This window comes from Chitinophaga japonensis, from assembly GCF_007830125.1.
Classification (GTDB): domain Bacteria; phylum Bacteroidota; class Bacteroidia; order Chitinophagales; family Chitinophagaceae; genus Chitinophaga; species Chitinophaga japonensis.
The window spans coordinates 76,358-101,746 of the sequence record NZ_VLLG01000008.1; the positions used below are offsets into that span (position 1 = coordinate 76,358).

A 25,389-nucleotide genomic window follows, 5' to 3' on the forward strand; every position below is an offset into this window, starting at 1 on the left:
GATACCCTGTTGCTTTGTCATGCAGGTTATGCTCCCAGGTAGGTTTCAAACCAGCGCAGGGTTCTGCCCCAGGCCAGTTGTGCGGCTTCTTTGTTGTAACGGGTAGGGGCGGTATCGTTGTTAAAGGCGTGCTGTGCGCCTTCATATACATACAGCTCGTATTGTACACCGGCGGCTTTCAGGGCCGCTTCATAGGCCGGTATGCCGGCATTGATGCGCTCGTCCAGCCCGCCGTAATGCAGTTGCACTGCTGCCCGGATGTTGGGCACCGCAGCGGCGTCCGGCTGCCGGCCGTAATAAGCTACCGCTGCTTTCAGGTTGGGAGCGTGCACCGCCAACTGGTTGGAAAGGGCGCCGCCCCAGCAAAAGCCCACGCAACCCGTGTTGCCGTTACATTCCGGCAGGGCGGCCAGGTAGTCCAGCCCTTTGAGGAAACTGTTCCGGTTTTTCACGGCATCCAGTTGGCCGATCTGGTTGCGGGCCTCATCCTCGTTCTGCGGGGTGCCGCCAAAAGGGGAGAGGGCATCCGGCGCCATGGCAATATAACCGGCCTGCGCTACCCGGCGGGTCACATCGCGGATGTGGGGATTCAGTCCGCGGTTCTCATGTATCACCAGCACGGCGCCTTTTTTTGCGCTGCCTGCCGCCTCCGGTTTTACCAGGTAGGCTTTCATGGTAGTGCCGTCGCCTTCGTAGGTAATATCCTGCCCGTTGATGCCGGGCGCGTTTTCCGGCACCGTGGCGGCATGGGCATAGTTCACTTCCAGCAGCGGCAGTACGGACATGGCGGCGGCCATGCTGCCGGTTAGTTTTACCAGGCGGCTGATGAACTCATCCCGCCGCAGCGGTTTATGGGTATACTCGTCAAAGAGGTGGATGATGCGCTGGTCCATAAGAATAAGTTTATATGAAGCGTGGTGATAACATGGGAAAGTAGTCTTAAATTTAATGTTTTATAGGCCATAAAGCAAATATTGGGTATATGAAGGATATCATCATTATTGGTGGTGGCTTTGCGGGCATCAACCTGGCAAGGTCATTGGGAGGCAATAAGCATTATCGCGTAACATTAGTAGACAAGAACAACTACAATTTCTTTCCGCCGCTCATCTACCAGGTGGCTACGGCTTTCCTGGAGCCTTCCAGCATCAGCTATCCGTTCAGGAAGCTGTTCCGGCACAAGCACAATCTTTTCTTCCGGCTGGGAGAGCTGAAAAAGGTGGTGCTGGAAGAGAACAAGGTGGTGCTGTCCAACGGCGAGTTGCATTATGATTACCTGGTATTTGCCACCGGCGCTGAAACCAATTACTTTGGCCTGCAGAATGTAAAAAAGCACGCCATTCCCATGAAAACCCTGCACGATGCCATAGACATGCGCAACCGCCTGCTGCAGCAGATGGAGCAGGCTATCATTACGCAGGACGAAGAGGAACGCAGGAAACTGCTCACCATCGTGATCGCCGGCGGCGGGCCTACCGGCGTAGAGGTATCCGGCATGCTGGCGGAGATGGGCCGCTCCATTCTGCAGAAGGACTACCCGGAGCTGAAGGGCGCTTACGGGGAGATCTACCTGGTAGACGGCAGCGAGGCCCTGCTCTCGCCCATGAGCGAAAAATCGCAGCGCAATACGCTGGAAGCGGTGCGCAAGCTGGGCGTGAAAACCCGGCTGAATACCCGCGTAAAGGACTATGTGGATGATATGGCCATACTGGACAGCGGGGAGTCCATCCCCACCAAATCCCTGATATGGGCAACCGGCATCACTGCCCGGGTGTTCGACGGCATTCCGGCGGACAGTTATGGCCGTGGCAAAAGGATGCTGACAGACGCTTTCAACCAGGTGCAGGGCACCACCAATATCTATGCTATCGGCGATACCTGCCTGCAGACGACCGATGCCAAATTTCCGAACGGCCATCCGCAGGTGGCGCAGGTAGCCATACAGCAAGGCAAGCACCTGGCCAGGAATTTCAAGGCCATGGCCGCAGGCCGGCCCCCGGCGCCTTTTGCCTACCACGACAAAGGCTCCATGGCTATCATCGGGCGCAACAAGGCCGTGGCTGATCTGCCGCCTTCGCTGCACTTCAAAGGTTTTATCGCTTTCTTCCTCTGGCTTTTTGTGCACCTGATGTCGCTGATCAACTACCGCAACCGGTTAAAGACCCTGTACAACTGGACCGTGGCTTACTTCAGCAGGGACCAGTCCCTGCGGATGATCATCCGCCCGGATGAGGAGAACCTGACCTGACGGCAGGGCCTGCCGCGAAGATTTTATGGAAAAACCGGGATAATGGCTTAATTTATAGACAGCTATCAACCGGCCTTTCCATAAAACAGACTGCATGAGGTACCTGCTGTATTTTTTTTATATCACCTGGTATTGGGGATGGGACGTAGCTGTTTTTATCATCCGGCATGAAATAAAGGGAGAAAAGCAATACGGCATCCGCACCATTGGGCTGGATACGCTGCCGGATCACCTGCCATCTGCGGAGCGCAGGCATTTCAGTATCTACGAGCCGGTGAACTACTACACTGCCACCTGGCTGTTTGATCAATTACAGGCAAAGGATATGGAAACCACACTGCTGGATGCAGGCTGCGGCAGGGGCCGGGTGCTGGCCGTTGGCGCAGCATACGGGTTCCGCAGCATCGCCGGCGTTGATTTTTCCGAAAGACTGTGCGCCACCGCCAGGCAGGTATGCGAAGGGGTGGCGCAGCAATACCCTGGTACCTCCTTTACCATTACGTGTGCCGATGCCCGTTATTACGAGATTCCGGACAGCGTGGGCGTGATCTTCCTGTTTAACCCGTTTGACGATACGGTGATGGAGGCATTCATTGACCGGGTATTTGAAAGCCTGGTGCGCAGGGAGCGCCCCCTGAAAATATTGTACGCCAACCCGCAGTTCAAGCACCTGTGGCTGGAAGCGGGGTTTAGGGAAACAGCATCGTTCGTAAAAAAACAGATTCTGAAAGGCGCCGTGCTGGAGTACAGGGGACCAGCATCTGCATAAAAATATTATTTTAGTGCGGCTGCCTCAAAAGCCGCAATGTCATGCATGATTTTTTTGGTCTTTACATCCTCCTGCTGCTGATCATCCTGTTCCTGGTAATGTTGTCGCAGCGGCTGAAGATTGCCTACCCCATTGTACTGGTGCTGGGTGGACTGGCCCTCAGCTTTGTGCCCGGCCTGCCGGAAATACGGATAGACCCGGAGCTGATCTTCGTGATATTTCTGCCCCCGCTGCTATACGAGGCCGCCTGGTACACCTCCTGGAAGGAGTTCTGGAAATGGCGCCGGGTCATTGCCAGCTTTGCTTTCCTGATCGTGCTGCTTACTTCCAGCGTGATTGCGCTGGTATCCGGCAGCCTGGTGCCTGGTTTTACACTGGCGCTGGGCTTCCTGCTGGGCGGTATCATCTCCCCGCCCGATGCGGTATCCGCTACCTCTATCATGCGGCATATCCGCGTGCCCAAAAGGCTGGTCACTATCATTGAAGGGGAGAGCCTGCTGAATGATGCGTCCAGTTTGATCGTTTTCCGTTTTGCCCTGGCGGCCGTGGAATCCGGTAATTTCGTTTTCGGGGAAGCGGTCAGCAGCTTTTTCATCGTGATCATTATGGGCATTCTTACCGGCCTGGCGGTAGCGCTGGTGTTCTTTGCCATTTACCGCTGGCTGCCTACTACGCCCAATATCGATATCATGCTGTCGTTCATAGCGCCTTATGTCATGTACCTGGTAGCGGAGCGCCTGCACTTTTCCGGTGTGCTGGCGGTGGTAAGCGGCGGGTTGTTCCTCTCTACGCGGAGCAATATTATCCTGGATTACCGCAGCCGTTTCCGCGGGGAAACGGTATGGGCTACCGTGGGCTTTGCCCTGAACGGGCTGGTGTTTATGCTGATAGGGCTGGAGCTGCCGTTCATCGTTAAGCAGTTGGGGGATGTAAGCCTGAAGCAGGCTATCTGGTACGGGGTATTGATCTCAGTAGTGCTGATGGTGGTACGCCTGCTGTGCACTTTGGGTGCCTCCGTGTTCACCCGGGTGATCAGCCGCGTGATCACTACGGCGGACAGCAATCCCGGGTGGAAAGGCCCGCTGCTGTTCGGCTGGGCGGGTATGCGCGGCGTGGTGTCCCTGGCCGCCGCGTTGTCCATTCCTTTATACCTGGGCAATGGCGATCCTTTCCCGCAGCGCAACCTTATCTTATTCATCACCTTTACGGTTATACTGATCACGCTGGTGTTCCAGGGGCTTACGCTGCCCCTGATGGTACGCTGGGTGAACATGGAGGAGCCGGACTACCAGCTATCGGAAGAGGAGCAGGACGCGATTGTGCGGAAAAAATTGTCCATGACTGCCCTGCGGATGCTGCAGGAACAATACGCGGAGCAGGTAAAAAGCAACGGGCAGTTGCAGGGCCTGCAACTGAAGCTGGAGCATGATGTAAAACGCCTGACCGGCCAGCCGGCCCTGCCGGACGGCGCAGCTGCAGCCCGTGAAGACTGGGCCACCTTCCGCGAGGTATATTCCGGCATTATCCTGGAGCAGCGCCAGTTGCTGCAGGACCTCAATAAGAAAGAAGAGCTGGATGAGGGCATTATCCGCAAATACATTGGCCTGCTGGACCTGGATGAAGAGCGGATGCGCCTGCAGGCGGACGGGCAGGAACATTGATCCGCGCCCGGGCTACAGGTTTTGCGGCATGAACTTTTCAGGCATGGAAATGTGCTTGCCGGAGACCATGAACACGCCATCCCCCCGGTAATGTACAGTGCGCGGGTATTTAGGGTACACCGCCACCTGCGCTTTCAGCACTTCCAGGATGAAGAAGTTATATTGCGGCAGTAAATGATCGTCCACTACCCTGCATTCAAAATTGGCGTAGCATTCCTTAATGAGCGGCACGTCTACCGTGGATGCCTGCACGGGCGTAAGGCCGAATTTTTTGAACTTATCCGTATCCGCACCGGAGCAGTTGCCGATGCCCACCACCTGGTCTATCATATCTACGGTCGGAAGGTTGATCACGCAGGCCCTGCTTTTCCGGATCAGCTCATAGCTGTAGTTGGCGCTGGTGATCATGCAGCCGATCAGCGAGGGGGAAAATTCCAGGATCGTATGCCAGCCCATGGTCATGATATTGCGCTGCCCCTTCCAGTAGGAGCTGACCAGTACAATGGGGCCCGGCTCCAGGAAACGGCGTACGTTCCATACCGGGAAGTCCTCTTTTTTATAGTTTCTCTTCATAACACGGTATTTAGCATTAAAACCGTCTTTTTGTATCTTGGGGCTTTTACCTGACTAAAAGCATTTACCTGGATGAAAAAGTTGCAGCTTGTTATCGCCGTCTCTTTAGGCATGTACATTGGCACCATGCCCGTGACCGCACAGCATAAACAGCACAAAGGCCGTGCCGGCAACCCGGTTATTGCCGGGTGGTATGCCGACCCGGAAGCGGCCATCTTCGGTAATAAGTACTGGATCTTTCCCACCTATTCCGATAAATATGAAAAGCAGGTGTTCTTTGACGCTTTTTCCTCTACCGATATGGGTAGCTGGAAAAAGCACCCGCATATACTGGATACGGCGGCTGTGAAATGGGCCAAAAGAGCCATGTGGGCGCCTGCTATTCTTGAAAAGGACGGCCGGTACTTTTTCTTCTTTGCCGCCAACGATATACAGGGCGACACGGAGAAAGGCGGTATTGGCGTAGCAGTGGCGGACAAGCCCGGCGGCCCCTACCGGGATTACCTGGGCAAGCCGCTGATCGACAGGTTTCACAACGGTGCGCAGCCGATAGACCAGTTTGTATTCCATGACAGGGACGGGCAGTATTATATGATCTACGGCGGTTGGCGGCACTGCAACATCGCAAGGCTGAAGCCAGACTTTACCGGTTTTGAGCCTTTTGCCAATGGCACCGTTTTTAAGGAGATCACGCCGGAGGGCTACGTGGAAGGACCGTTCATGTTCATCCGCAACGGGAAATATTACTTTATGTGGTCCGAAGGCGGCTGGGGCGGCCCCGACTATTCCGTGGCCTATGCCATTGCCGATTCGCCTGCCGGGCCGTTTAAAAGGATCGGCAAGATATTGCAGCAGGATACCACGGTAGCCACCGGCGCCGGCCACCATTCCGTGATCCGGTTGCCGGGCACGGACAAATGGTATATTGTATACCACCGCCGGCCACTGACAGAAACCGCCGCCAACCACCGCGTGGTATGTATTGATGAAATGCATTTTGACAAGGACGGTTTCATTGAGCCGGTGAAAATAACCAATGAAGGGGTGCGGCCGGTAAAGATCAAATAACGACTTTGGCACTATCTTAAACAGGGACAATTTGTACGGCAGCCTGGATGATAAAGCGCTATGGAGCAGGGTAATTGAAGGCGACCAGGACGCCCTGGCTTTCATTTACAGTACTTACTTCCGTTCCCTGTACCGGTATGGCATGAAGCTATGCCCCGATAGCCACCTGGTAAAGGACGCTATCCATGACCTTTTCACCGGTATCTGGCTGGGCCGGGAGCGCCTTACTGTTACTGATTCCATCCGTTTTTACCTGCTGGCGTCCCTGAAGCGGAAGATAGGGCGGCAACAGCAGGGGCTGCTGAGCCGCCTGCAGGATACGGGCCTGTCTGTTACCCCTTCGCATGAAGCCACTTTGATCGGCGAGCAGGCGGACCGGGAGCGGAAGGAAAAGCTGCAGCGGGTCATCAACAGCCTGCCCCGGCGGCAGCGGGAGATCCTTTACTTACGCTACTACGAAGGCCTGGACCCGCAGGAAACGGCGGCGATCATGTCGCTGAGCGTGAACTCGGCCTATGTGCTGCTGTCCAAAGCATTGAAATACCTGAAGGAACATAGTGATAAGCTGATAGGAGTATGTGGGCTGTGCTGGTGGCTGGGATAGTTTATTCAAGCACCCTAATCCTGTCTGCCTCCGGTATGAGAAACGAATGTTCTTCCAGCAACCCGGTGATCTTGTCTGCATTCCGTTCGAAGTAGCCTTTGAGTTCTTTCAGACGCATGTTTCCCAGTTTTACCAACACGAGTTTATAAGGTTTCCGGGAGGAGAGATAGGAGTAATAGAAATCCGAGTCTTTAGTTATTAAGGCGCGGTTTTCCAGGACGGATAGTTCATTTATATTACGGTCCGGGGTAAGGTTACCGGGTGGCAAGCGCAGAGGTATGAAGCACGTCATGACCACTGAAAAAGGAGGCTAAAGAGGAAGGAAGATGGGCATCTATCAGCAACTTCACGCCGCAGGTATTTCAATGTCCTTTAATTTCATGGAGATTGTAGCATAAGCAATGCAAGCCAGAATATCCTCCCGTTGCAGATCCGTAAATTCGCTTAGGATATCTTCAACAGTATCTCCACCAGCAAGGTATTCCAGTATTGATTCTACTGTATACCGGGTATTTTTTATAGTGGGTTTACCATTTTTATTGCTTTGCCTCCACAAAAATACAACATAATCCTTCCTATAGCTTCATTCCTAAAAATATACGAGATTTTCCAATTGACTCCCAATAACTTACAACTTTCTCAAAAATATTTAAAAAATAACGCTAAGATTTACCCCGTTCCGTGCTTTATATAATTAAGCTACCGATAGATGACATTCAGGGACTTTACAATAGAAGAGTTTTTACAGGATCCGGTTTTCCGTAAATGGGTGCTGGAGCAGGATGCTGAAGCCGCCAACTTTTGGTCAGCATGGCAGCGGCAGCATCCCGATAAGCGGGAGGAACTGGACAAAGCAAGGGAAATGCTGCTCCTGATAGGCGGCGGACCGTCTCACGCTCCTGCCGCGCAGGATGAAAAAGAAACCTGGGATAAAGTTTTACAGAGCATTGCCACCGCAACGCAACATATGCCGGGATCGCCCCGTATCAAAACCCGCAGCCTGCGTCGCTGGATGCCATACGCCGCCGTGCTGTCCGGTGTTCTAATAGCTGCTTTTGCGTTGTTCCTGCTTAACAGGGACAGTACTGTGCATTACGCCACCCGCATGGGTGAGATGAAGACCATTGAGCTGCCGGACCACTCGGTAGTACGCCTGAATGTAAATTCCACCTTACGTTATGCCAAAGATTGGGACGGTAATGGTCCCCGTGAAATATGGCTGGGAGGAGAAGCTTTTTTTACGGTACGCCACCAGCAGGACAACCGCCGCTTCATTGTGCATACCGATGATGTAAATATACAGGTGGTGGGCACGGAGTTCAATGTAAACACCCGCCGGGTAAAAACACAGGTGGTGCTGCGCAACGGCGTGGTAAAGCTCACCCTGAAAAAGGCGGAAAACGGCGCTGTGCCTATCACCATGCAGCCCGGCGATATGGTCACCTATTCCGCCGCCACTGCGGAGCTGACCAACAAGAAGGTGAACCCGGAAGTATATGCTTCCTGGCGCAACCGCGTGCTGTTGTTCAATGATACGCCGGTGGCGGAAGTGATCCGGTCATTGCAGGACAACCTGGGCCTTACTATCCTGCTGGAGGATGAAGCCCTCGGCGCCCAAACATTTACAGGCAGTATACCGATGAATGATATAACCGTGTTCTTTAAAACACTTGCCAGGTCGTTTGATGTCCATATCGAAAAGACAGGAGTTAATACTTATGTGATCAGCAAAACAAAAGGGGAATAACAATACAGCTTAAGAGAGTTTCGTAAATACAATAACCAACCTTAATCTAACGCTATGGTGAAATTTTACGCCGGACGTGTCGGTGGTGGCCTTGCTTTGGCCCTGCTGATGCAATGGGGTAGCCCGTTGACTGCTGTTGGAGCAGTCAGTATCCAGGGACCGGACCTTACCTATTCAGCCAGCTATGCACAAAAGGACAACAAAGGCCGCCTGCCGCTCAGGACCAGGCTGGCAGAGGTGGAGCGCAGGTATAAGATCCGCATCAATTATGTAGGCAATACCGTCAAGGGCATCTACGCAGATGCACCGCCGGCCAAAGAGCCCGGTACCAGCTTTACCGACTATCTCAACAGCTTCCTGTCACCCCTGGGCCTGGAAGCGGAACAGGCCGCGCAGGACCAGTACATCATTTACAAAAAACAAAACGAGCAACCGTCATCAAAGGCTGCTTCGGCAGCACAGCCCGCGCAGGACATCGTGCCCGTGAATGCGCCGGCTGCCGGTGGACAAGCGCCTGCTGCAGTATCCGGTATACTACAGCAGGCCGTCATTACCGGCCAGGTTACCGATGAAACCGGCCTGCCGCTGCCCGGCGTAACCATCGTGGTGAAAGGCACCTTTAATGGTACCAAGACCGGCGAGGACGGCCGCTACAAACTGGGGAACGTACCGCCGCAGGGCATCCTGGTGTTCAGCTTTATCGGCTACAAAGCCCAGGAAGTGAAAGTGGAAAAACGTACAGCCATTGACGTGAAACTGCTTACCGAAGTACAGTCCATGAAAGATTTTGTGGTGAACGGCTACCAGCGGCTGCAGAAAGATAATTACACCGGCTCCGCCATCGTGATCACCGGTGAAGAGCTGAAACATTTTAACCCGCAGAACATCCTGCAAAGTATACAGGCCCACGATCCTTCGTTCCGGCTGGTGGAGAACAACCTGGCCGGTTCCAATCCCAACCAGTTGCCGAATGTGAACGTAAGGGGCACTACGGCCCTGCCTACCGGCGATGCCAGCCAGTTGAGCCGCAACCAACTGGCCAGCGTCACCAACCTGCCCCTGTTCATGCTGGATGGTTACCAGGTAAGCATACAGAACATCTTTGACCTGGATTTTAACCGCATAGAAACGGTGACCCTGCTGAAAGACGCCGCGGCTACGGCCATCTACGGTTCCCGCGCTTCCAACGGGGTAGTGGTGATCCAGACCAAGGCGCCTAAGGAAGGACAGTTGGAGCTGTACTATAATTACGAGCTGAATGTAACGGCCCCCGACCTGACCGCCTACAGCGTGCTGGATGCCGGCCAGAAGCTGGAGTACGAGCGCCTGGCAGGATTGTATACAGAGAACGGGGTCGATAGCCCGGATGAGCTGGAGCGGCAGTACTACGCCAAAAAACGTAACGTGCTAAGCGGCGTCAATACCTACTGGCTGGCGCAGCCGGTTACCACGGATTTCGGGCATAAGCATTCCGTTTCATTACAGGGCGGTTCTCCCACAGTACGTTACGGTGTGGATGTGCGTTACCAGACCAACAACGGGGTGATGAAAGGCTCCGGCCGCGACCGTTACAGCCTGAGCAATACCTTGTCCTATAATCCTAAAAGCCACAAGCTGCTGTTCCGCAACCAGTTCACCATATCCCAGGTGAATGGAACGGAATCCCCTTACGGCTCCTTTGCAGACTACGTACGCATGAATCCTTACTATCCCATCTATGATGCTGCCGGGCGGTTGTTGCGGGAAATAGACAAATGGAATTACCGGGACGCCGGCAATAACAACGCCAGTGCGCTGGAAACGGTATTAAACCCAATGTATGAAGCCACGCTCGGCAGCTTTAACAAATCGGAGTACCTGGAGTTCATGGACGCTTTTTCCGTGGAATACAACCCGTCCCCCGCATGGCGTATCAATGGCAATATCAGCCTGATCAAGCGCAAGGCGTCTGCGGATAAGTTTACGTCGCCCCTGAGCAACGAGTTTTTCAATGATACGGGTGACAAGCTGAAAGACCGCGGCCGCTATAGCTATAACTCGGAGGAGTATAACCAGGTGGACGGGAGCTTTACCATTAACCACAACCGCACCATTCACCTGGATCATTTCCTCAACTTTGCGCTGGGTATGAACATGCAGGCCATCAAGACCACGCAGAAGGGCTTTACGGCGCGCGGCTTTACCAACGACCGTTTTACGGATGTTTCCTTTGCCCGCAAGTACGAGGATAACAGCTCCCCGCTGGGCGGCGTAACGGAGCAAAGGCTGGCTGGCGCCTTTCTGTCTTTCAACTATTCCTTCCAGAACCGCTTCCTGATGGACGGTACCCTGCGCGTGGACGGTTCCTCCAAGTTCGGGTCAGACTCTCGCATGGCGCCTTTCTGGTCCTACGGTATCGGCTGGAACCTGCACAAGGAAAAATTCCTGCAGGGCACCTTCGTGAGCCAGCTCCGGCTGAAAGCCACTACGGGCCTGACCGGCGATGTAGCTTTTCCTGCCTATTTATCCAATACCACCTACAACTATTACAATGGCGACTGGTACTCCACCGGCGTGGGCGCGGTGTTTGCGGCCTACGGCAATTCCGGCCTGAAGTGGCAGCGCACCCACAACTACGACCTGAGCCTGGAACTGGGCCTTTTCAACGACCGGGTTTATTTTTCTCCCCGGTACTATCACAAGCTGACCACCGACCTGCTGGCCGACATCAACGTACCGCCTTCCGCCGGTTTTGAAAAGTACAAGGAGAACCTGGGCGAGATGGTGAACCGCGGCTTCGAGCTGTACATGCGCGCCAACGTGCTCCGCGGCCGTCACTGGGCGCTGAACCTGAACTTCAACATGGTGCGCAATACCAACGAGATCACCAAAATATCCGATGCGCTCAAAAACTACAACGATGAAGTGGACAAGCAGCAGCAGCAGAATCCCGACCTGCGGTCCGTGCCGCTCCTGCGCTACCGCGAAGGCCAGTCCCTCAACACCATTTATGCCGTGCGCTCCCTGGGTATAGACCCGGAAAACGGGAGGGAGATATTCCTGAACAGCGATGGTACGCGCACCTATGACTACGACGTGCGCAACACCGTGCCGGTAGGCGACCAGACACCGGTGCTGGACGGGTATTTCGGCGGCAACATCGTGTACCGCAACTTTATGATCGAAGTATCCTTTTACACCAGGCTGGGCGGCGATATCTACAACCAGACGCTGGTAGACCGTGTGGAGAATGCGAACCCCTGGTACAATGCAGACAGCCGCGTGCTGGAGGCCCGCTGGCGGCAGCCGGGCGACCAGGTGTTCTTCAAGGACATTGCAGATAAAAGCACGACGCTTACTTCATCCCGCTTTGTGCAGCAGGAGAACCGGGTGGAGCTGAAATCCGTTTTCCTCTCCTACGAAGCGCCCGCCTCCGTTTACAAGCGGCTGAAGATGAAAAACCTCCGCTGCGCGCTCACCATGAACGACCTGGCCTACTGGTCTTCTGTTAAAATAGAAAGAGGGATCGATTATCCTTTTGCCAGGAGCTTCACCTTTTCATTATCAACCAGGTTCTAAAAGTTTTTGAACATGCAAAAGTATCTGATACTCATCATAACAATGGCCCTGCTGTCCTCCTGCTCAAAATGGCTGGATGTGCGGCCGCAATCGGAAGTGGCGGAGGATGCGCTCTTCAGCACGGAAGACGGGTTTATGGAAGCCCTCAACGGGCTGTACAGCCGCTGCTCCCGGGAGGACCTGTACGGGAAGGAACTGCTGACCGGTTTCCCGGAGGTGCTGGCGCAGAATTTTACCATGTCGGCCCTGGACCCCCTGCAATACCGGCAAACCGCTTTGCTCAATTACAGGGACGGGAATTTCATAGCCCGCAAGGACAGCGCCTGGAAAGGGCTGTACAACGTGATTGCCAACAGCAACATTATACTGAAGTACGTAGATGCGCGGCAGGACATTTTATCGTCCGTTACCTATGCGCTGGTAAAAGGAGAGGCGTTGGCCATGCGCGCTTACTGCCATTTTGATGCGCTGCGCCTGTTTGCACCCGCTTATTTATCGGAGCCCAACGGGAAAGGCATTCCCTATGTGACCGCCTTCAGCAAAGAAGTGCCCAAAATGTACAGCACGGGGGAAGCGCTCGAACTGATGCTGAAGGACCTGAATGAAGCCAAGATCCTGCTGCGGACGGCAGACCCCATCCTCTCACCCGGCTATAAAGTAGGCTACTCTGCCGCGCTGGACTCCGCCACGGAGCGGGATGGCGCGCTATTCCTGCAGGAGCGCCGGCACCGGCTGAACTACTATGCGGTATGCGGTGAGTTGGCGCGCATCTACCTCTATAAGGGGGATCATGCCAATGCATTGAGCAACGCGCTGGAAGTGATCAACGCCAACAAATTTCCCTGGACCCAACAGGCGGATTTCCTGCATCCCGATGCGCAAAAGAAAGACCGGGTACTGTACAAGGAAATGATCTTTGCCTGCTACATTCCGAATGCCAGCGAGGGCCTGCGCCTGCTGCTGCGCAATGGCGTGGCGTCGCTGTACGTGTCCCTGCAGGAAGCGCAGAACATCTATGAAACAGGAGGTGTGGGTGCAGAAGACTTCCGTTACAAGCAATGGTTCCTGGAGCAGTCCGCCTCCGGCGGCAATTACCTGCGGGTGGAGAAATATACCCGCGATCCTGATGTGAACCTGCATGAGCAGATGGCCCCGGTGATGCGCCTCAGCGAGATGTATTACATCGCCGCGGAATGCACCTTTGATGCGGACCCTGCCAAAGCCTGGGAGTATTTTAATACGGTGCGCCTGAACAGGGGTATCGGCGCCGCCCTGAGCGATCCGTCCAAAACCGTTTTTATGCAGGAGCTGGTAAAAGAGGCCCGCAAGGAATTCTTCGCGGAAGGACAGGTGTTCTATATGTACAAGCGCCTGAACCTGCCCATGCCCGGCCCTTTCGGCAGCACGATACCGGCCGGCAATACTGTTTTCGTATTGCCGTTCCCGGACGATGAAATTGCATTTGGTAACAGATAAAGCATTGACAGATGAAACCGAGCATTATTATAACAGGGTTGATATACATGTTGGTCATATCCTCCTGCAAAAAGGCGGAGGAGCTGCGGTATGCCACGGAAGACAATGTATACTTCGACCTCGTGGAGCCGCAGACCGGCATACGGGTAGACAGCATCGTATATTCCTTCGCGTTGTTCCCGGAAAAAGCTACAGATACAGTATACCTGCCGGTGAAGCTGTCCGGTAACCGTACCGGCCAGGAGCGGACATTCCGGATCAGTGTAGTGGACAGCGCTACCACAGCCACCGCTGGATTGCATTACCAGCCCCTGAAAGACCGCTACAGCATGTCCGCCGGTGAAGGCAGGGTGCTGGTGCCGGTAGTGCTGTTAAATACAGATCCGGCGCTGGCGAATAAAACGGTGCGCATCAAGTTCCTGCTGGAAGGCGATGCAGACCTGCATACTGACTACAGGCATTGGGATACGCTGCGGGTCATTTTTTCCAACCGCCTGGAAAAACCCGTGTGGTGGGATGCCTGGATCGGTGAGCTGGGGCCTTACTCCCGGGTAAAGCATGAGCTGTTCATCCGTACCTCCGGTACCACTGAGCTGCCGCCTACTACTTCCGACGCTACCACCACGCCCCGCGTGCTATACTATACCCGCCGCTTCCGTTCCTTCCTGAACGATCCGCTGCAATGGGTGCAGGATTACCCGGATGAAGGATATACCGTGGAGCCGGACGGGAGCAATGCCTATTACTTTTACAGCATTACCAACCCGGAGAAAAAATACCGGATGGAGCTGAACCCGGCGGACAACAAATATTATTTCACGGACGAGAACGGCAACCGTATTGTATAATATCAAAACCTGGCACATGCAGAAGAACTTGTTATATATATTGGGAGTACTGGCGCTGTGTATGGCCGCCTGTTCCCGCGATAAAGGCAATTACGATTACGTGGAGCTGCCCGATCCCGTGATCAGCCGGCTGGATACCGCCTACAACGTGATTACCGGCGACAGCCTGGTTATTGCGCCGCACATCCAACTGGCTTCCGGCAAGGACGACTATGACTGCTACTGGAAAATAGACGTATCGCAGAAAGCGATGTCCCTGGACTATGAAGGCCGTGAGCTGCGGATCGTTTTCGGGGAAGCCTCCGGGCGCTACAAAGCGCAATTGGCCGTAACCGATAATACCAATGGCATGAAGTATTTCTATGAATTCTTCATTAACTGCCAGACGGAATTTACAAAAGGCGCGCTGGTGCTGAGCAACAGTGGCGGACATGGCGTGCTCACCTTCGTGAAGCCGGACGGCACCGTGCAGCCCGGCCTTTATGAAGCCATTAACCAGGAAGCGCTGCCCGGTGAGGCCATGCAACTGGTGCCCATCCAGAACCAGTTTTACCTGAACCGCCTCACTTCCTACTGGATCACCTATACCGGCGGCGGCGTGCTGCTGGATGCGGACAACCTGCAGCGTATCCGCTACCTGGAGGAGAATTTTTATGAGCCGCCGGCCGCCCTGCAGCCGCAATATTTTATGAATATGGTCCAGGGGGTTACGAACGCCGTGATGAACGGGAAACTGTATTTCGGCGCTACGGAAACGGCCCCGTTTTGGCCCTACTACGGGTATTTCGGGGTGCCCATTTCCGGTAGCTACACGCTGTACCCGCTGGTATTGCACAATGCCCAGGAAAAGCCCTATGGTCCTTACTTCCTGGGTTTTGAGACCAGCCGTAAGCAGTTCCTGCGCTTTTACGGTGGCGCGTATTACGGCACCACCTATGATGTGCTGGGCGATGCTTTCAACCCGAAAGACCTGAAGATGGACCTGCAGTACATGGACCGCTTCAGCGATAACGACCTGTACGCTTTTTGTGACAGCGCCGGCAAAAAAATGGAGCTGAAGTTCCGGGTGGAATTCACGGATACGACCCAACGTTTTTATCCCGCTTATAAAAGAGAATTTCCCGGGGCCGGCCTGCTGGCTGCCGGCACCATCTGGCGCGCTTCGCCTATAGGCGTGTTCTTCTTCAGCGCCCATGACAAGATATACCGCTACAACCCGCTGAATGCGGAAATAAGGCCGCTGGACGCCAGTTTTGGCGGCAAAACGGTCACCATGCTGAAAGTGCTGCAGGGCGGCAACCTGTTGCTGGCCGGAGTGGAAGGCAGCATCTACTACCTGGACATCAGCACCGGCAAACTGGGGCAGATCATTAAACAGACAGACGGCATACCCGGCGCGCCGAAGGATATCATACTACGTGATTAAAACAAGATCTAAATAAAAAGAGCTATGAAGAAAAAATGGATATTATTTGCCGGTATAGCCTTTCCTGTAATGGCGCATGCCCAGGGCGGCACTTTTGTATTGAATGGCAGGCTGGGCAACCTGGATGCCCCGGCTAAAGCCTACCTGGACCGCCGGGAAGATGGAAAGACCATCCTGGACTCCGCGGTGCTGCATAATGGTGTGTTCACTTTCAAAGGCGAGGTGAAGGCGCCCGTGCTGTGCATGCTGATGGTGGACCATGAAGGCAGCGGGATGCCCAATCCCTCCACGGCGGAAGACAAGCGCCTGGTGTACCTGGAAGAAGGCACCATCAACCTGGTTGCCCGGGAAACGCTGGAAGACGGGGAGATCACGGGCTCACCTATCAACAAAGAGCACGGCCGCTATAAAAAATTCCTCTCGCCTTTTGATGAGCAGATGAACAGCCTGAACCGCGACTTTGCAGCCTCCACGGAGGAGCAGCGGAAAGATACGGTCTTCATGAACGCGCTGGGTGCGCGTTACGATAAGGCCATGCAGGAAAAGCGGGCGCTGATGAAACAGTTCATTGCCGAAAACCCAAATTCCTTCTTCAGCATTGTAGCGCTGAAAGAGCTGGGCGTGCACCTGAACATGGACCTGGCCGTGCTGGAGCCAATGTACAAAGGCTTGTCGCCCGCCCTGCGTAACAGCCCGGAAGGCAAGGAATTTGCCGCCTCCATGGACCGGGAGCGCCGCCTGGTGATAGGCGCCACTGCGCCGGACTTTACCCAGAACGATGTGAATGACAAACCGGTGAAGCTGTCCGACTTCCGCGGCAAGTACGTGCTGCTGGATTTCTGGGCTTCCTGGTGCGGTCCCTGCCGCGCGGAAAATCCCGTGGTGGTAGCGGCTTTTAACCAATACAGGGAGAAGAACTTTACGGTGCTGAGCGTGTCGCTGGACAGGCCGGGCAGGAAAGCGGACTGGCTGGCTGCCATTAAAAAGGACGGCCTGGAAGGCTGGACCCACGTATCCGACCTCAAATACTGGAGCAATGCAGTAGCGGTGCAGTACGGCATCCATGGCGTGCCTACCAATTTCCTGATAGACCCTTCCGGTAAGATCGTGGCCCGGAACCTGCGGGGAGAAAAGCTGCAGGAAAAACTGGCGGCGCTGCTTCAATGAAGAATTAATAATTAGCAGTTAATCATTAATAATCGTTACGCGAATGTTTCATTGAAACAGTGGTGTAGCGATTATTAATTTTACATTATTAATTATTAATTATTTTGCGGATGGTAACGTCATTAAATGTATAAACAATATGGATAGTATGCCATCCGGGGAGGAGGTGTTGTTAAGGATGATCGAAGGAGACGAGTCTGCATTCACCAGCATTTACCGGCACTACCATCCCGCGCTATATATTTACCTGCTGCGCTTCTGCAAAATACCTTCCCTGGCGGAAGACCTGGTGCATGACGTGTTCCTGAAGATATGGGAGATCAGGCACCGTATTAACCCCCGTTTGCCCTTTACCGGCTACCTGTACCGGATTGCCAGGAACCACGCTTTCAAGACCATCCAGCGGATAGCCAATGACCAGGCCCTGCGCACCCAGTTGCTGCAGCACCTGCCGCTTACCGGCAGCGGACAGCCCGAGCAACTGGTCAGGGAAAAGGAATATGACCGCCTTTTCCGTGAAGCCCTGTCCCGGCTTACCCCGCAGCGCCTCAACGTGTTCCGCCTGTGCCGGCAGGAAGGCAAGAGCTACGACGAAGCGGCTGCCATACTGGGCATTTCCCGTAATGCCGTAAAAAAGCACATGGTGCTGAGCATGCGCTTTATCCACAATTATATATACCGTCACGGTGACCTGCTCCTCGCCCTGCTGCTGGCAGGAAAAATTTTCTAAAATTTTTTTAGGGAAGGGGGTACCCTCCCGGCCGGTTTCCGGATATTATATGCAGGTACGCTATCCAAAAGGGTGCCGGCATAACTTATGTCTCAAACAAATGGCCACTACGAAGAACTGGTACAGCGCTACCTGGACGGGCAATGCACCGCCAGGGAGGTAGCGGAGCTGTATGACTGGCTCCGGTCGTCCGGCGCCCACCGTACCCTGCTGGCTGCCATGCAGCGGGAGTTTGAGCAGGTGATGCAGGAGCCGCACGAGGTGCCGGCAGCGTTCAGTGACCGTATGGAGGCCCGCCTGCTGCAGGATATTAGCAGCCGTGGCGCCCGGGAACGGCGTTTGCGCACCTGGCGTTACCAGCCCCTGGCAGCGGCTTCCGTGCTGGTGCTCATACTGGCCGGCGGTATCTGGTGGTGGTGGTACAGTACCTGTGTCCAACCCCTACAGATCGCTCAGACTATTACTACAGACAGCCTTGCACAGGATCATGATATCGCTCCCGGTGGCAATAAGGCCGTGCTTACCCTGGCAGACGGGTCTACCGTTACGCTGGACAGCGCAGGCAACCAGGTGATACAGCAGGGCAAAACCCGGGTGCAGCAGCACAACGGCCGGTTGCAGTATGCTGCCGGCAATGGCGAAGCGATAGGTTACAACAAGCTCACGGTGCCGCGCGGCGGACAGTTCCATGTGGTGCTGCCGGACGGCAGCGGGGTATGGCTCAATGCCGCTTCCAGCCTGAGATACCCCACCGCCTTTACCGGTAAGGAAAGGGTGGTGGAAATGGAGGGCCAGGGCTATTTTGAGATCGCCCCGGACCCCGGTCGGCCTTTCATCGTAAAAGTAAATACTACGGAAGTACAGGTGCTGGGCACCCGTTTTGACATTATGGCCTACCCGGACGAGGGCAGCCTGAATACCACGCTGCTGGAAGGCGCCGTCAACATGAAGCAGGGCAGCCTGCAACGGCAACTGAAGCCGGGCCAGCAGGCCGTGCTGGACTACAGCACCGGCCGTATGTCCGTGCACCCGGTGGATGTGAACGGCGTCATTGCCTGGAAAACCGGCTTTTTTGAATTTGATAATGCTGATATCACTGTCATCATGCGCCAGTTGGCCCGCTGGTACGATATCGAGATCAGCTACCCGCATGGTCCCGGGAGCCGGCTTTTTGGCGGCCGTATCAGCAGGGACCTGCCTTTATCCGGCATACTGCGCATGCTGGAGGCCAACGGCGCAAAGTTTAACCTGGAAGGGCGCCGGCTGGCCGTTATAGCAGAATAAACTAAAATCTAAAGATCCGGATGCTGTGCCGTTACCACGTACGGCCGGTACCCAGCAACAACTATCTATGACAAAACTGATAAACCAAAGCAACGTTATGGAGAATAAACCACCAGGCTAGAAGGAAGGGTAGTCCATAAAAAAACCGGAAGTGCTCGCAACACCCCCGGTCATATGTCTGGGCTTCCCGGAAAATCAGTCCCGTAAAGAACTATTTATCTCGTCATTCCCAAACACTACAAAAGTATGCAATTTAACTTTAGTGGTAGGGCTTGCCGTATCGGTAAGCGATCTACGGTTCCGGTTACACGTGCAGTACGACCCCGTATAGCCGGCAAAATGTTCCGCGTCATGAAACTGACAACCTTTTTGTTGCTTGCAGCCTGCCTGCAAATAAGCGCCAAAGCGGTGTCGCAGCAGATCACGCTTTCGGCCAGGAATGCGCCGCTGAAAAAGGTGCTGAAGGAGGTGTCCAGGCAAACAGGCGTTTCCATTGTTTATGATGAAACGATGATCGCCCGTACCAATCCCGTCACCCTCTCCGTGAAGAACGCATCCGTAAAGGATGTGCTGGACCAGTGCCTGAAAGGGCAGCCCGTGTCCTACAGCATGGACGGCCTGCGCATTATTATACAGCACCTGCCGGAGGCCCGGCCCCAGCCGGTTGATACCCCCATCCGCGTAAGCGGCCGTATCACGGACGAAAGAGGCGAGCCCGTGCCCGGCGCCACCATCCGCGTAAAGGATACCAATACCGGCACCGCCGCAGACGGTGCCGGTAATTACAGCATTACCGTACCACAGGGCAGCCAGTTGGTGATCAGCTTCCTGGGTTATACCCCGCAAACCCTGCCGGTTACCGGCGGCACGCTGAACGTGCAGTTGGCGGTATCCCAGACCTCCCTTACGGAAACAGTGGTGGTAGGTTACGGCGTGCAGAAAAAGAGCGTGGTGACCGGCTCCATTTCCAGCGTACGGGCCGCCGACCTGGAGAACCAGCCCGTGACCCGTACGGAACAGGCGCTGCAGGGCCGCACCTCCGGCGTGACCATTGCCGCCAACTCCGGCCAGCCGGGTTCCGCCGCTACTGTAAGGGTAAGGGGCCTCACGACTTTCGGCAATAACAACCCGCTCTGGGTGGTAGACGGGGTGGTAGTGGACAACGGCGGTATCGGCTACCTGAACCAGTATGACATTGAATCCATAGAAGTGCTGAAGGATGCCGCCTCCCAGGCCATTTACGGTGCGCGTGCAGCCGCCGGCGTTATACTCATCACCACCAAAAGGGGAAAGGCCGGTACGCTGAAGGTGAACTACAACGGCTACTATGGCATTTCCGAACCAGCTAAAAAGCTGGACCTGCTGAACGCCACGGAGTACGCCACCCTGCGCAATGAAGCCGCCATCAATGCCGGCAAGGATGCGCCATTTGCCAATCCCGCTGCATTGGGCGCCGGCACCGACTGGCAATCTGTGATCTTTAACAACAGCGCCCAGCGCCAGAACCACGAGATCAGCGTCAGCGGCGGCAGCGATAAATCCACTTTCTACGGCTCCTTCGGTTACCTGAACCAGGAGGGCATCGTAGCTACCGATATTTCTAAATACCAGCGCGTGAACGTGCGGCTGAACTCCACGCACAAGCTGTCCAAATACGTTACGTTCGGTGAGAACGTAGGTTATGCCTACGACAAGGCGATCGGCCTGGGGAATACCAACAGCGAGTTTGGCGGTCCTTTAAGCTCTGCCATCAACCTGGACCCCATCACGCCGCTGGTGGTGACCGACCCGGCGGTAGCTGCCCAGCAGCCTTACCTGAACAAAGGCGTGGTAAGGGATGCCCAGGGCCGCCCTTACGGCATTTCCGGCTCCGTAGGGCAGGAGATCACCAACCCCCTGGCTTATATCCAGACCCGCCTGGGCAACTATTCCTGGTCGCATAACGTGGTGGGCAACGTGTTCCTGGAAATACAGCCCATCGAAGGCCTTCGCATCAGGTCCAGCGTGGGCACCAAGATATCTTTCTGGGGCGATGAGACCTTTACGCCTATTTTCTGGCTCAACTCTTCCACCACTTCCCCGCGTACTTCGTTCCAGCGTACCAACAACCAGCGTTTTGACTGGAACCTGGAGAACACCATCTCCTACACAAAAGCGTTCGGCTTGCATGATGTGACGCTGCTGGCCGGGCAGGGCGCCTACCTGGACAACCGTACCAAGGCAACGGATGTTACCTATTTTGACCTGCCGGTAGACAATTTCAAGGCGGCTTCCATGAACTTTGACGTGGCTACGGCCAACAGGGTTGCCACCGGCAGCGAAGGCGTGGACCACAAGGTGGCTTCCCTCTTTGCCCGTGTGAACTATGCCTACAACGAGAAATATCTCTTTACCGGCATCATCCGCCGCGACGGCTCCAGCCGCTTCGGCGCCAATAACAAATACGGGGTGTTCCCTTCCTTCTCACTGGGCTGGGTCACTTCCAATGAAAATTTCTGGCCGGCCAATAATGTAGTGGACTTCCTGAAGATCCGTGGCGGCTATGGTGTAGTAGGTAACGATAACATAGACGACCTGGGCTATGCTTCCATTGTTGGTGGCGGCAGGAACTACACTATCGGCAATGAAGGCTCCTACCTGGTAGGCTACAGCCCCAATGCACCGGCCAACCCGGACCTGCGCTGGGAAGAGACCAAGCAGACCAACATCGGCTTTGAAGCCACGCTGTTCAAGGACCTGCACCTGTCCTTTGACTGGTATAAGAAAGTGACCACCGGCATTTTGCAGGAGCTGCGCATTCCTTCCTATGTAGGCGCTTTCAGCAACCCGGTAGCCAATGTGGCCGATATGGAAAATACCGGTATAGAGCTGGAGCTGGGATACCGCAAAGTGCTGGGCGATGTAACGCTGTCGCTGAACGGTAATATGTCCTACATCAAAAATAAGGTAACGGACCTGGGCCCCGGCATCGCCTATCTTTCCGGCGGGGAAAGCTTCATTGCCAGCAGCTACCCGCTCACCCGCACGGCGGTGGATCAGCCGTTCAGCTCCTTCTACGGCTTCCAGACACTGGGTATTTTCCAGACACAGGAAGAGGTGGACAACTACGTAAGCAGTGACGGTAAAAAGATACAGCCCAATGCTGTACCTGGCGATTTCCGCTGGGCAGACCTGAACGGCGATGGCGAGATCAATGACCAGGACCGGACCTTCATCGGTAACCCGCTGCCTACCTGGACCTACGGCCTTACGGTGAACGCCGCCTATAAAGGCTTTGACCTGGTCATATTCGGGCAGGGCGCCGGTGGTAACAAGATCTTCCAGGGCCTGCGCCGCCTGGACATTGGCAACGCCAACTGGCAAACGAAAGCGCTGGGCCGCTGGACAGGCCCCGGCACCTCCAATGATTTCCCCAGGCTGGTGGAAGGCGATCCGAATAACAACCGCAACTTCACCAATCCCTCCGATTTCTACCTGGAAAGCGGCAGCTATTTCCGCATCAAGAACCTGCAGTTGGGCTACACCCTGCCGGCTTCTCTCAGCAAACGCGCCGGCATTGAAAGAGTGCGTGTGTACATCATGAGCGAGAACCTGGTGACCTTTACCGGTTATACCGGCTTCGACCCGGAGATCGGCGGCAACGTGATGAGCATTGACCGTGGTATCTACCCGCAGGCCCGTTCTTACATGATGGGATTGAATGTTACTTTTTAACAAGCAAAAGCTGATTAAACATGAACAAACGTAAAATTTTATATATCACCCTGCTGGCGGCAGGTATGCTGGTAGCAGGCTCCTGCAGCAAAAGCTGGCTGGATGTGCAGCCCAAGGGCTCCATTCCCGAAGAGGATTATTACAAGAACGCGGACGAAGCCATGAACGGACTGGTAGCGGTTTATGATGTGGTGGGCTGGCAGAGCAGCGGTTTTGTGACCAAAGTAGGCGCGCTGAACGCCGCTTCCGACGATCATTATGCCGGTGGTGGCGGTCCCAACGACGTAAGCTCCCTGCAGGTATGGTCCAACTATACCCTGACGCCGGCTACCGGTCCCCAGGATGTGCTGTGGCAGAAAGGTTTTGCCGGCATCGCCCGGGCCAATACCCTGCTGGCCAAGCTGCCGGATGTGCCGATGGATGAGAACCAGAAGAAACGCTTTGCAGCGGAGGCCAAATTCCTGCGCGCCTATTTCTATTTCGACCTGGTGCGCTTTTTCAAGGCCGTGCCTTTAATGACGGACCCGATCAGCACGCTCAATGAAATGTACGACGTGCCGCAGGCTACGCCGCAGGAAGTGTATGCACAGATAGAGCAGGACCTGAAGGATGCGATTGCCGAGCCCAACCTGCCGGACCAGGTGCCTGCAGCAACGGAAGGCGGCCGTGCTACCAAAGGCGCTGCGCACGCCCTGCTGGGAAGGGTATACCTGTTTGAGGAAAAATGGGCCGATGCCGTGGCCGAACTGCAGGAAGTGAACGGCGCCATGCCCGGGCAAACCAGTGCGAAGTACGGCTACAAGCTGCTGGATAATTTTGGCGACCTGTGGAGCCCCGCGCATAAGTTCAACAGCGAATCTGTTTTCGAGATCAATTTCAACTCCAGCTCCGCCGGCAACTGGGATTGCGTATCCTGTACGGAAGGCAATGTGCTGGGCGTAATGGTAGGCCCCAGGGGCTACCGCGCCCTCACAGACCAGGCGCCCGATTATATATCCGGCTGGAGCTTCCTGGTGATCACGCCGGACCTGTTTAACGCCATTCATTATGATCCGCGTTACCGGTATACCGTTGCCAACCTGGACAGCCTGGAAGACAATGGCATCGTGGAGTATGAAAAAGGCTTTATGAACACCGGCTACTTCCTGGAAAAATTTGCAGGCCGTACTTCCACCCGCAGCACCGGCGGCGGTAACTGGGAGCTGAACTTTGGCCTGGATATGTACGAGATCCGCCTGGCAGATACTTACCTGATGGAAGCGGAAGCCCGTGTGCGCAGCGGCGAAAGCGGCCTGGCCGGCACCCGTTCCTACGACCTGCTGAATGCCGTGCGCGCCCGCGTGGGCCTTGCCCCTGTCAGCGCCACTATTGACAATATCATGCAGGAGCGCCGCCTGGAGCTGGCCGGCGAAGGTTTCCGCTGGTTTGACCTGGTACGCACCGGCAGGGCATCTGCCGTGCTGGGCAGCCGCGGTTTTGTGGCCGGCAAGCATGAATACCTGCCTATCCCGCTGCTGGAGCTGGATAATACCCAGATAGAGCAGACCACGGAATGGGGCGGTACTAAGTGAGGAATGATAAATGTAAAATGCTGAATGTAAAATGTAAAAGTTGGTGGGAATGTGCTGCCAACTTTTACATTTAGTATTTTACATTTATCATTTTACATTTAAAAAAAGAATAGCCCATGAAAATGTGGAGACATATCCCCTTCGCCCTGCTGGCCCTTGGCCTGGGCTACGGAAGCGCTTTGGCGCAGGATGCGCCGGCAGACAAGCACTGGCAATTTGAGGCGACGCCGGTATGGGCGGATGAATTTGACTATACCGGCCTGCCGGACTCCACGCGCTGGGGATACGACATTGGCGGCCACGGCTGGGGCAACGACGAGCTGCAGTATTATACCAACAGCACCAGGAATGCTGCAGTGGAAAATGGCGTGCTTACCATTACTGCGCGTAAGGAGGACAAGGAAGGCCGCCACTATACCTCCGCCCGGCTGATCACAAAGCACAAAGGCGATTTCCTGTATGGCCGTTTCGAGATCAGGGCCAGGCTGCCCGCGGGCAGGGGCACCTGGCCCGCCATCTGGATGCTGCCTACAGACTGGGCCTATGGCGGCTGGCCGCAGTCCGGCGAAATAGACATCATGGAGCATGTGGGCCACAACCCCAACCAGGTGCACATCAGCGCGCACACGGAAAAATATTATTTCAAGATCAACACGCAGAAAACCGCCATCAAAAAGGTCAGCAACGCCACTACGGAATTCCACCTGTACCGCATGGACTGGACACCGGCAACCCTGAAAGGGTATATTGACAATGAGCTGGTGTTCGAGTTTGCCAACGAAGGCAAAGGATATCCTGTATGGCCTTTTGACAAGCGCTTTCACCTCCTGCTCAATATCGCCGTAGGTGGTGGCTGGGGTGGCCAGCAGGGAGTGGACGACAGCATCTTCCCCGCTGCCATGGAAGTGGATTATGTAAGAGTGTACAAAATGATCGATCAATAAC

The 25,389-nt window shown here is 55.0% G+C and carries 20 protein-coding genes; 16 read left to right on the top strand and 4 right to left on the bottom strand.

Annotated features, from left to right (window positions below; translation table 11 throughout):
- Nucleotides 1-26 precede the first annotated feature (26 nt).
- Nucleotides 27-893 (bottom strand): dienelactone hydrolase family protein, encoded by an 867-nt coding sequence (locus LX66_RS27320; RefSeq protein ID WP_145719469.1) that lies wholly within the window; start codon nucleotides 891-893, stop codon nucleotides 27-29.
- An 89-nt stretch (nucleotides 894-982) separates the two neighbouring features.
- On the opposite strand from LX66_RS27320, the gene LX66_RS27325 reads away from it, so the two are divergent.
- The 3 genes from LX66_RS27325 to LX66_RS27335 all read left to right on the top strand — a co-directional run bounded on the left by LX66_RS27325 (nucleotide 983) and on the right by LX66_RS27335 (nucleotide 4,678).
- Entirely contained in the window at nucleotides 983-2,248 is a 1,266-nt protein-coding gene (locus LX66_RS27325) for an NAD(P)/FAD-dependent oxidoreductase (protein WP_145719471.1), read from the top strand.
- A 94-nt stretch (nucleotides 2,249-2,342) separates the two neighbouring features.
- A complete protein-coding gene (locus tag LX66_RS27330) occupies nucleotides 2,343-3,017 on the top strand; it encodes a class I SAM-dependent methyltransferase (protein WP_145719473.1) in 675 nt (224 codons plus the stop codon).
- Between the two features lie 41 nt (nucleotides 3,018-3,058).
- Entirely contained in the window at nucleotides 3,059-4,678 is a 1,620-nt protein-coding gene (locus LX66_RS27335) for a Na+/H+ antiporter (RefSeq protein ID WP_145719475.1), read from the top strand.
- A gap of 12 nt (nucleotides 4,679-4,690) precedes the next feature.
- Here LX66_RS27335 and LX66_RS27340 read toward each other — a convergent pair whose 3' ends face one another.
- Nucleotides 4,691-5,251, bottom strand: coding sequence for a flavin reductase family protein (locus LX66_RS27340; RefSeq protein ID WP_145719476.1), 561 nt, complete (start codon nucleotides 5,249-5,251; stop codon nucleotides 4,691-4,693).
- Between the two features lie 72 nt (nucleotides 5,252-5,323).
- Between LX66_RS27340 and LX66_RS27345 the strand changes: the two genes are divergently transcribed.
- Both LX66_RS27345 and LX66_RS27350 read left to right on the top strand, forming a co-directional pair.
- On the top strand, nucleotides 5,324-6,319 hold the full coding sequence (locus tag LX66_RS27345) for a glycoside hydrolase family 43 protein (protein WP_145719477.1): 996 nt from the start codon (nucleotides 5,324-5,326) through the stop codon (nucleotides 6,317-6,319).
- Between the two features lie 31 nt (nucleotides 6,320-6,350).
- The gene (locus tag LX66_RS27350; protein WP_158642780.1) at nucleotides 6,351-6,923 is read left to right on the top strand and encodes an RNA polymerase sigma factor; all 573 of its coding nucleotides are present in this window, start codon (nucleotides 6,351-6,353) and stop codon (nucleotides 6,921-6,923) included.
- Nucleotide 6,924: 1 nt separating this feature from the next.
- On the opposite strand, the gene LX66_RS28700 is transcribed toward LX66_RS27350, so the two are convergent.
- Both LX66_RS28700 and LX66_RS28705 read right to left on the bottom strand, forming a co-directional pair.
- A complete protein-coding gene (locus tag LX66_RS28700) occupies nucleotides 6,925-7,215 on the bottom strand; it encodes a DUF5615 family PIN-like protein (protein ID WP_158642781.1) in 291 nt (96 codons plus the stop codon).
- A 54-nt stretch (nucleotides 7,216-7,269) separates the two neighbouring features.
- On the bottom strand, nucleotides 7,270-7,479 hold the full coding sequence (locus LX66_RS28705; RefSeq protein ID WP_145719480.1) for a DUF433 domain-containing protein: 210 nt from the start codon (nucleotides 7,477-7,479) through the stop codon (nucleotides 7,270-7,272).
- A gap of 153 nt (nucleotides 7,480-7,632) precedes the next feature.
- Between LX66_RS28705 and LX66_RS27360 the strand changes: the two genes are divergently transcribed.
- The 11 genes from LX66_RS27360 (at nucleotide 7,633) to LX66_RS27410 (ending at nucleotide 25,388) form a co-directional block, all read left to right on the top strand.
- Nucleotides 7,633-8,670 (top strand): FecR domain-containing protein, encoded by a 1,038-nt coding sequence (locus LX66_RS27360; protein ID WP_145719481.1) that lies wholly within the window; start codon nucleotides 7,633-7,635, stop codon nucleotides 8,668-8,670.
- Nucleotides 8,671-8,724: 54 nt separating this feature from the next.
- Nucleotides 8,725-12,228, top strand: coding sequence for a SusC/RagA family TonB-linked outer membrane protein (locus LX66_RS27365; protein ID WP_244620531.1), 3,504 nt, complete (start codon nucleotides 8,725-8,727; stop codon nucleotides 12,226-12,228).
- A 12-nt stretch (nucleotides 12,229-12,240) separates the two neighbouring features.
- Complete coding sequence (locus LX66_RS27370) at nucleotides 12,241-13,704, top strand: RagB/SusD family nutrient uptake outer membrane protein (protein ID WP_145719482.1); 1,464 nt, start codon at nucleotides 12,241-12,243, stop codon at nucleotides 13,702-13,704.
- Between the two features lie 11 nt (nucleotides 13,705-13,715).
- Nucleotides 13,716-14,552: a DUF4843 domain-containing protein gene (locus tag LX66_RS27375; protein WP_145719483.1), complete on the top strand. Its 837-nt coding sequence runs from the start codon at nucleotides 13,716-13,718 to the stop codon at nucleotides 14,550-14,552.
- 16 nt (nucleotides 14,553-14,568) lie between these two features.
- Entirely contained in the window at nucleotides 14,569-15,978 is a 1,410-nt protein-coding gene (locus tag LX66_RS27380; RefSeq protein ID WP_145719484.1) for a PKD-like family lipoprotein, read from the top strand.
- Nucleotides 15,979-16,002: 24 nt separating this feature from the next.
- Nucleotides 16,003-17,145 (top strand): TlpA disulfide reductase family protein, encoded by a 1,143-nt coding sequence (locus tag LX66_RS27385; protein WP_145719485.1) that lies wholly within the window; start codon nucleotides 16,003-16,005, stop codon nucleotides 17,143-17,145.
- 139 nt (nucleotides 17,146-17,284) lie between these two features.
- The gene (locus LX66_RS27390) at nucleotides 17,285-17,875 is read left to right on the top strand and encodes an RNA polymerase sigma factor (RefSeq protein ID WP_145719486.1); all 591 of its coding nucleotides are present in this window, start codon (nucleotides 17,285-17,287) and stop codon (nucleotides 17,873-17,875) included.
- An 87-nt stretch (nucleotides 17,876-17,962) separates the two neighbouring features.
- The gene (locus tag LX66_RS27395; RefSeq protein ID WP_145719488.1) at nucleotides 17,963-19,159 is read left to right on the top strand and encodes a FecR family protein; all 1,197 of its coding nucleotides are present in this window, start codon (nucleotides 17,963-17,965) and stop codon (nucleotides 19,157-19,159) included.
- Nucleotides 19,160-19,510: 351 nt separating this feature from the next.
- Entirely contained in the window at nucleotides 19,511-22,873 is a 3,363-nt protein-coding gene (locus LX66_RS27400) for a TonB-dependent receptor (RefSeq protein WP_145719489.1), read from the top strand.
- A 20-nt stretch (nucleotides 22,874-22,893) separates the two neighbouring features.
- Entirely contained in the window at nucleotides 22,894-24,444 is a 1,551-nt protein-coding gene (locus LX66_RS27405) for a RagB/SusD family nutrient uptake outer membrane protein (RefSeq protein WP_145719490.1), read from the top strand.
- A 116-nt stretch (nucleotides 24,445-24,560) separates the two neighbouring features.
- The gene (locus tag LX66_RS27410) at nucleotides 24,561-25,388 is read left to right on the top strand and encodes a glycoside hydrolase family 16 protein (protein WP_145719491.1); all 828 of its coding nucleotides are present in this window, start codon (nucleotides 24,561-24,563) and stop codon (nucleotides 25,386-25,388) included.
- Nucleotide 25,389 lies beyond the last annotated feature (1 nt).

Excerpts from the sequence above, each read along its gene's own strand:
- LX66_RS27320 (WP_145719469.1), bottom strand. The coding sequence starts at position 893 with ATGGACCAGCGCATCATCCACCTCTTTGACGAGTATACCCATAAACCG.
- LX66_RS27325 (WP_145719471.1), top strand. The coding sequence starts at position 983 with ATGAAGGATATCATCATTATTGGTGGTGGCTTTGCGGGCATCAACCTG.
- LX66_RS27330 (WP_145719473.1), top strand. The coding sequence starts at position 2,343 with ATGAGGTACCTGCTGTATTTTTTTTATATCACCTGGTATTGGGGATGG.
- LX66_RS27335 (WP_145719475.1), top strand. The coding sequence starts at position 3,059 with ATGCATGATTTTTTTGGTCTTTACATCCTCCTGCTGCTGATCATCCTG.
- LX66_RS27340 (WP_145719476.1), bottom strand. The coding sequence starts at position 5,251 with ATGAAGAGAAACTATAAAAAAGAGGACTTCCCGGTATGGAACGTACGC.
- LX66_RS27345 (WP_145719477.1), top strand. The coding sequence starts at position 5,324 with ATGAAAAAGTTGCAGCTTGTTATCGCCGTCTCTTTAGGCATGTACATT.
- LX66_RS28700 (WP_158642781.1), bottom strand. The coding sequence starts at position 7,215 with ATGACGTGCTTCATACCTCTGCGCTTGCCACCCGGTAACCTTACCCCG.
- LX66_RS27360 (WP_145719481.1), top strand. The coding sequence starts at position 7,633 with ATGACATTCAGGGACTTTACAATAGAAGAGTTTTTACAGGATCCGGTT.
- LX66_RS27365 (WP_244620531.1), top strand. The coding sequence starts at position 8,725 with ATGGTGAAATTTTACGCCGGACGTGTCGGTGGTGGCCTTGCTTTGGCC.
- LX66_RS27370 (WP_145719482.1), top strand. The coding sequence starts at position 12,241 with ATGCAAAAGTATCTGATACTCATCATAACAATGGCCCTGCTGTCCTCC.
- LX66_RS27375 (WP_145719483.1), top strand. The coding sequence starts at position 13,716 with ATGAAACCGAGCATTATTATAACAGGGTTGATATACATGTTGGTCATA.
- LX66_RS27380 (WP_145719484.1), top strand. The coding sequence starts at position 14,569 with ATGCAGAAGAACTTGTTATATATATTGGGAGTACTGGCGCTGTGTATG.
- LX66_RS27385 (WP_145719485.1), top strand. The coding sequence starts at position 16,003 with ATGAAGAAAAAATGGATATTATTTGCCGGTATAGCCTTTCCTGTAATG.
- LX66_RS27390 (WP_145719486.1), top strand. The coding sequence starts at position 17,285 with ATGGATAGTATGCCATCCGGGGAGGAGGTGTTGTTAAGGATGATCGAA.
- LX66_RS27395 (WP_145719488.1), top strand. The coding sequence starts at position 17,963 with ATGTCTCAAACAAATGGCCACTACGAAGAACTGGTACAGCGCTACCTG.
- LX66_RS27400 (WP_145719489.1), top strand. The coding sequence starts at position 19,511 with ATGAAACTGACAACCTTTTTGTTGCTTGCAGCCTGCCTGCAAATAAGC.
- LX66_RS27405 (WP_145719490.1), top strand. The coding sequence starts at position 22,894 with ATGAACAAACGTAAAATTTTATATATCACCCTGCTGGCGGCAGGTATG.
- LX66_RS27410 (WP_145719491.1), top strand. The coding sequence starts at position 24,561 with ATGAAAATGTGGAGACATATCCCCTTCGCCCTGCTGGCCCTTGGCCTG.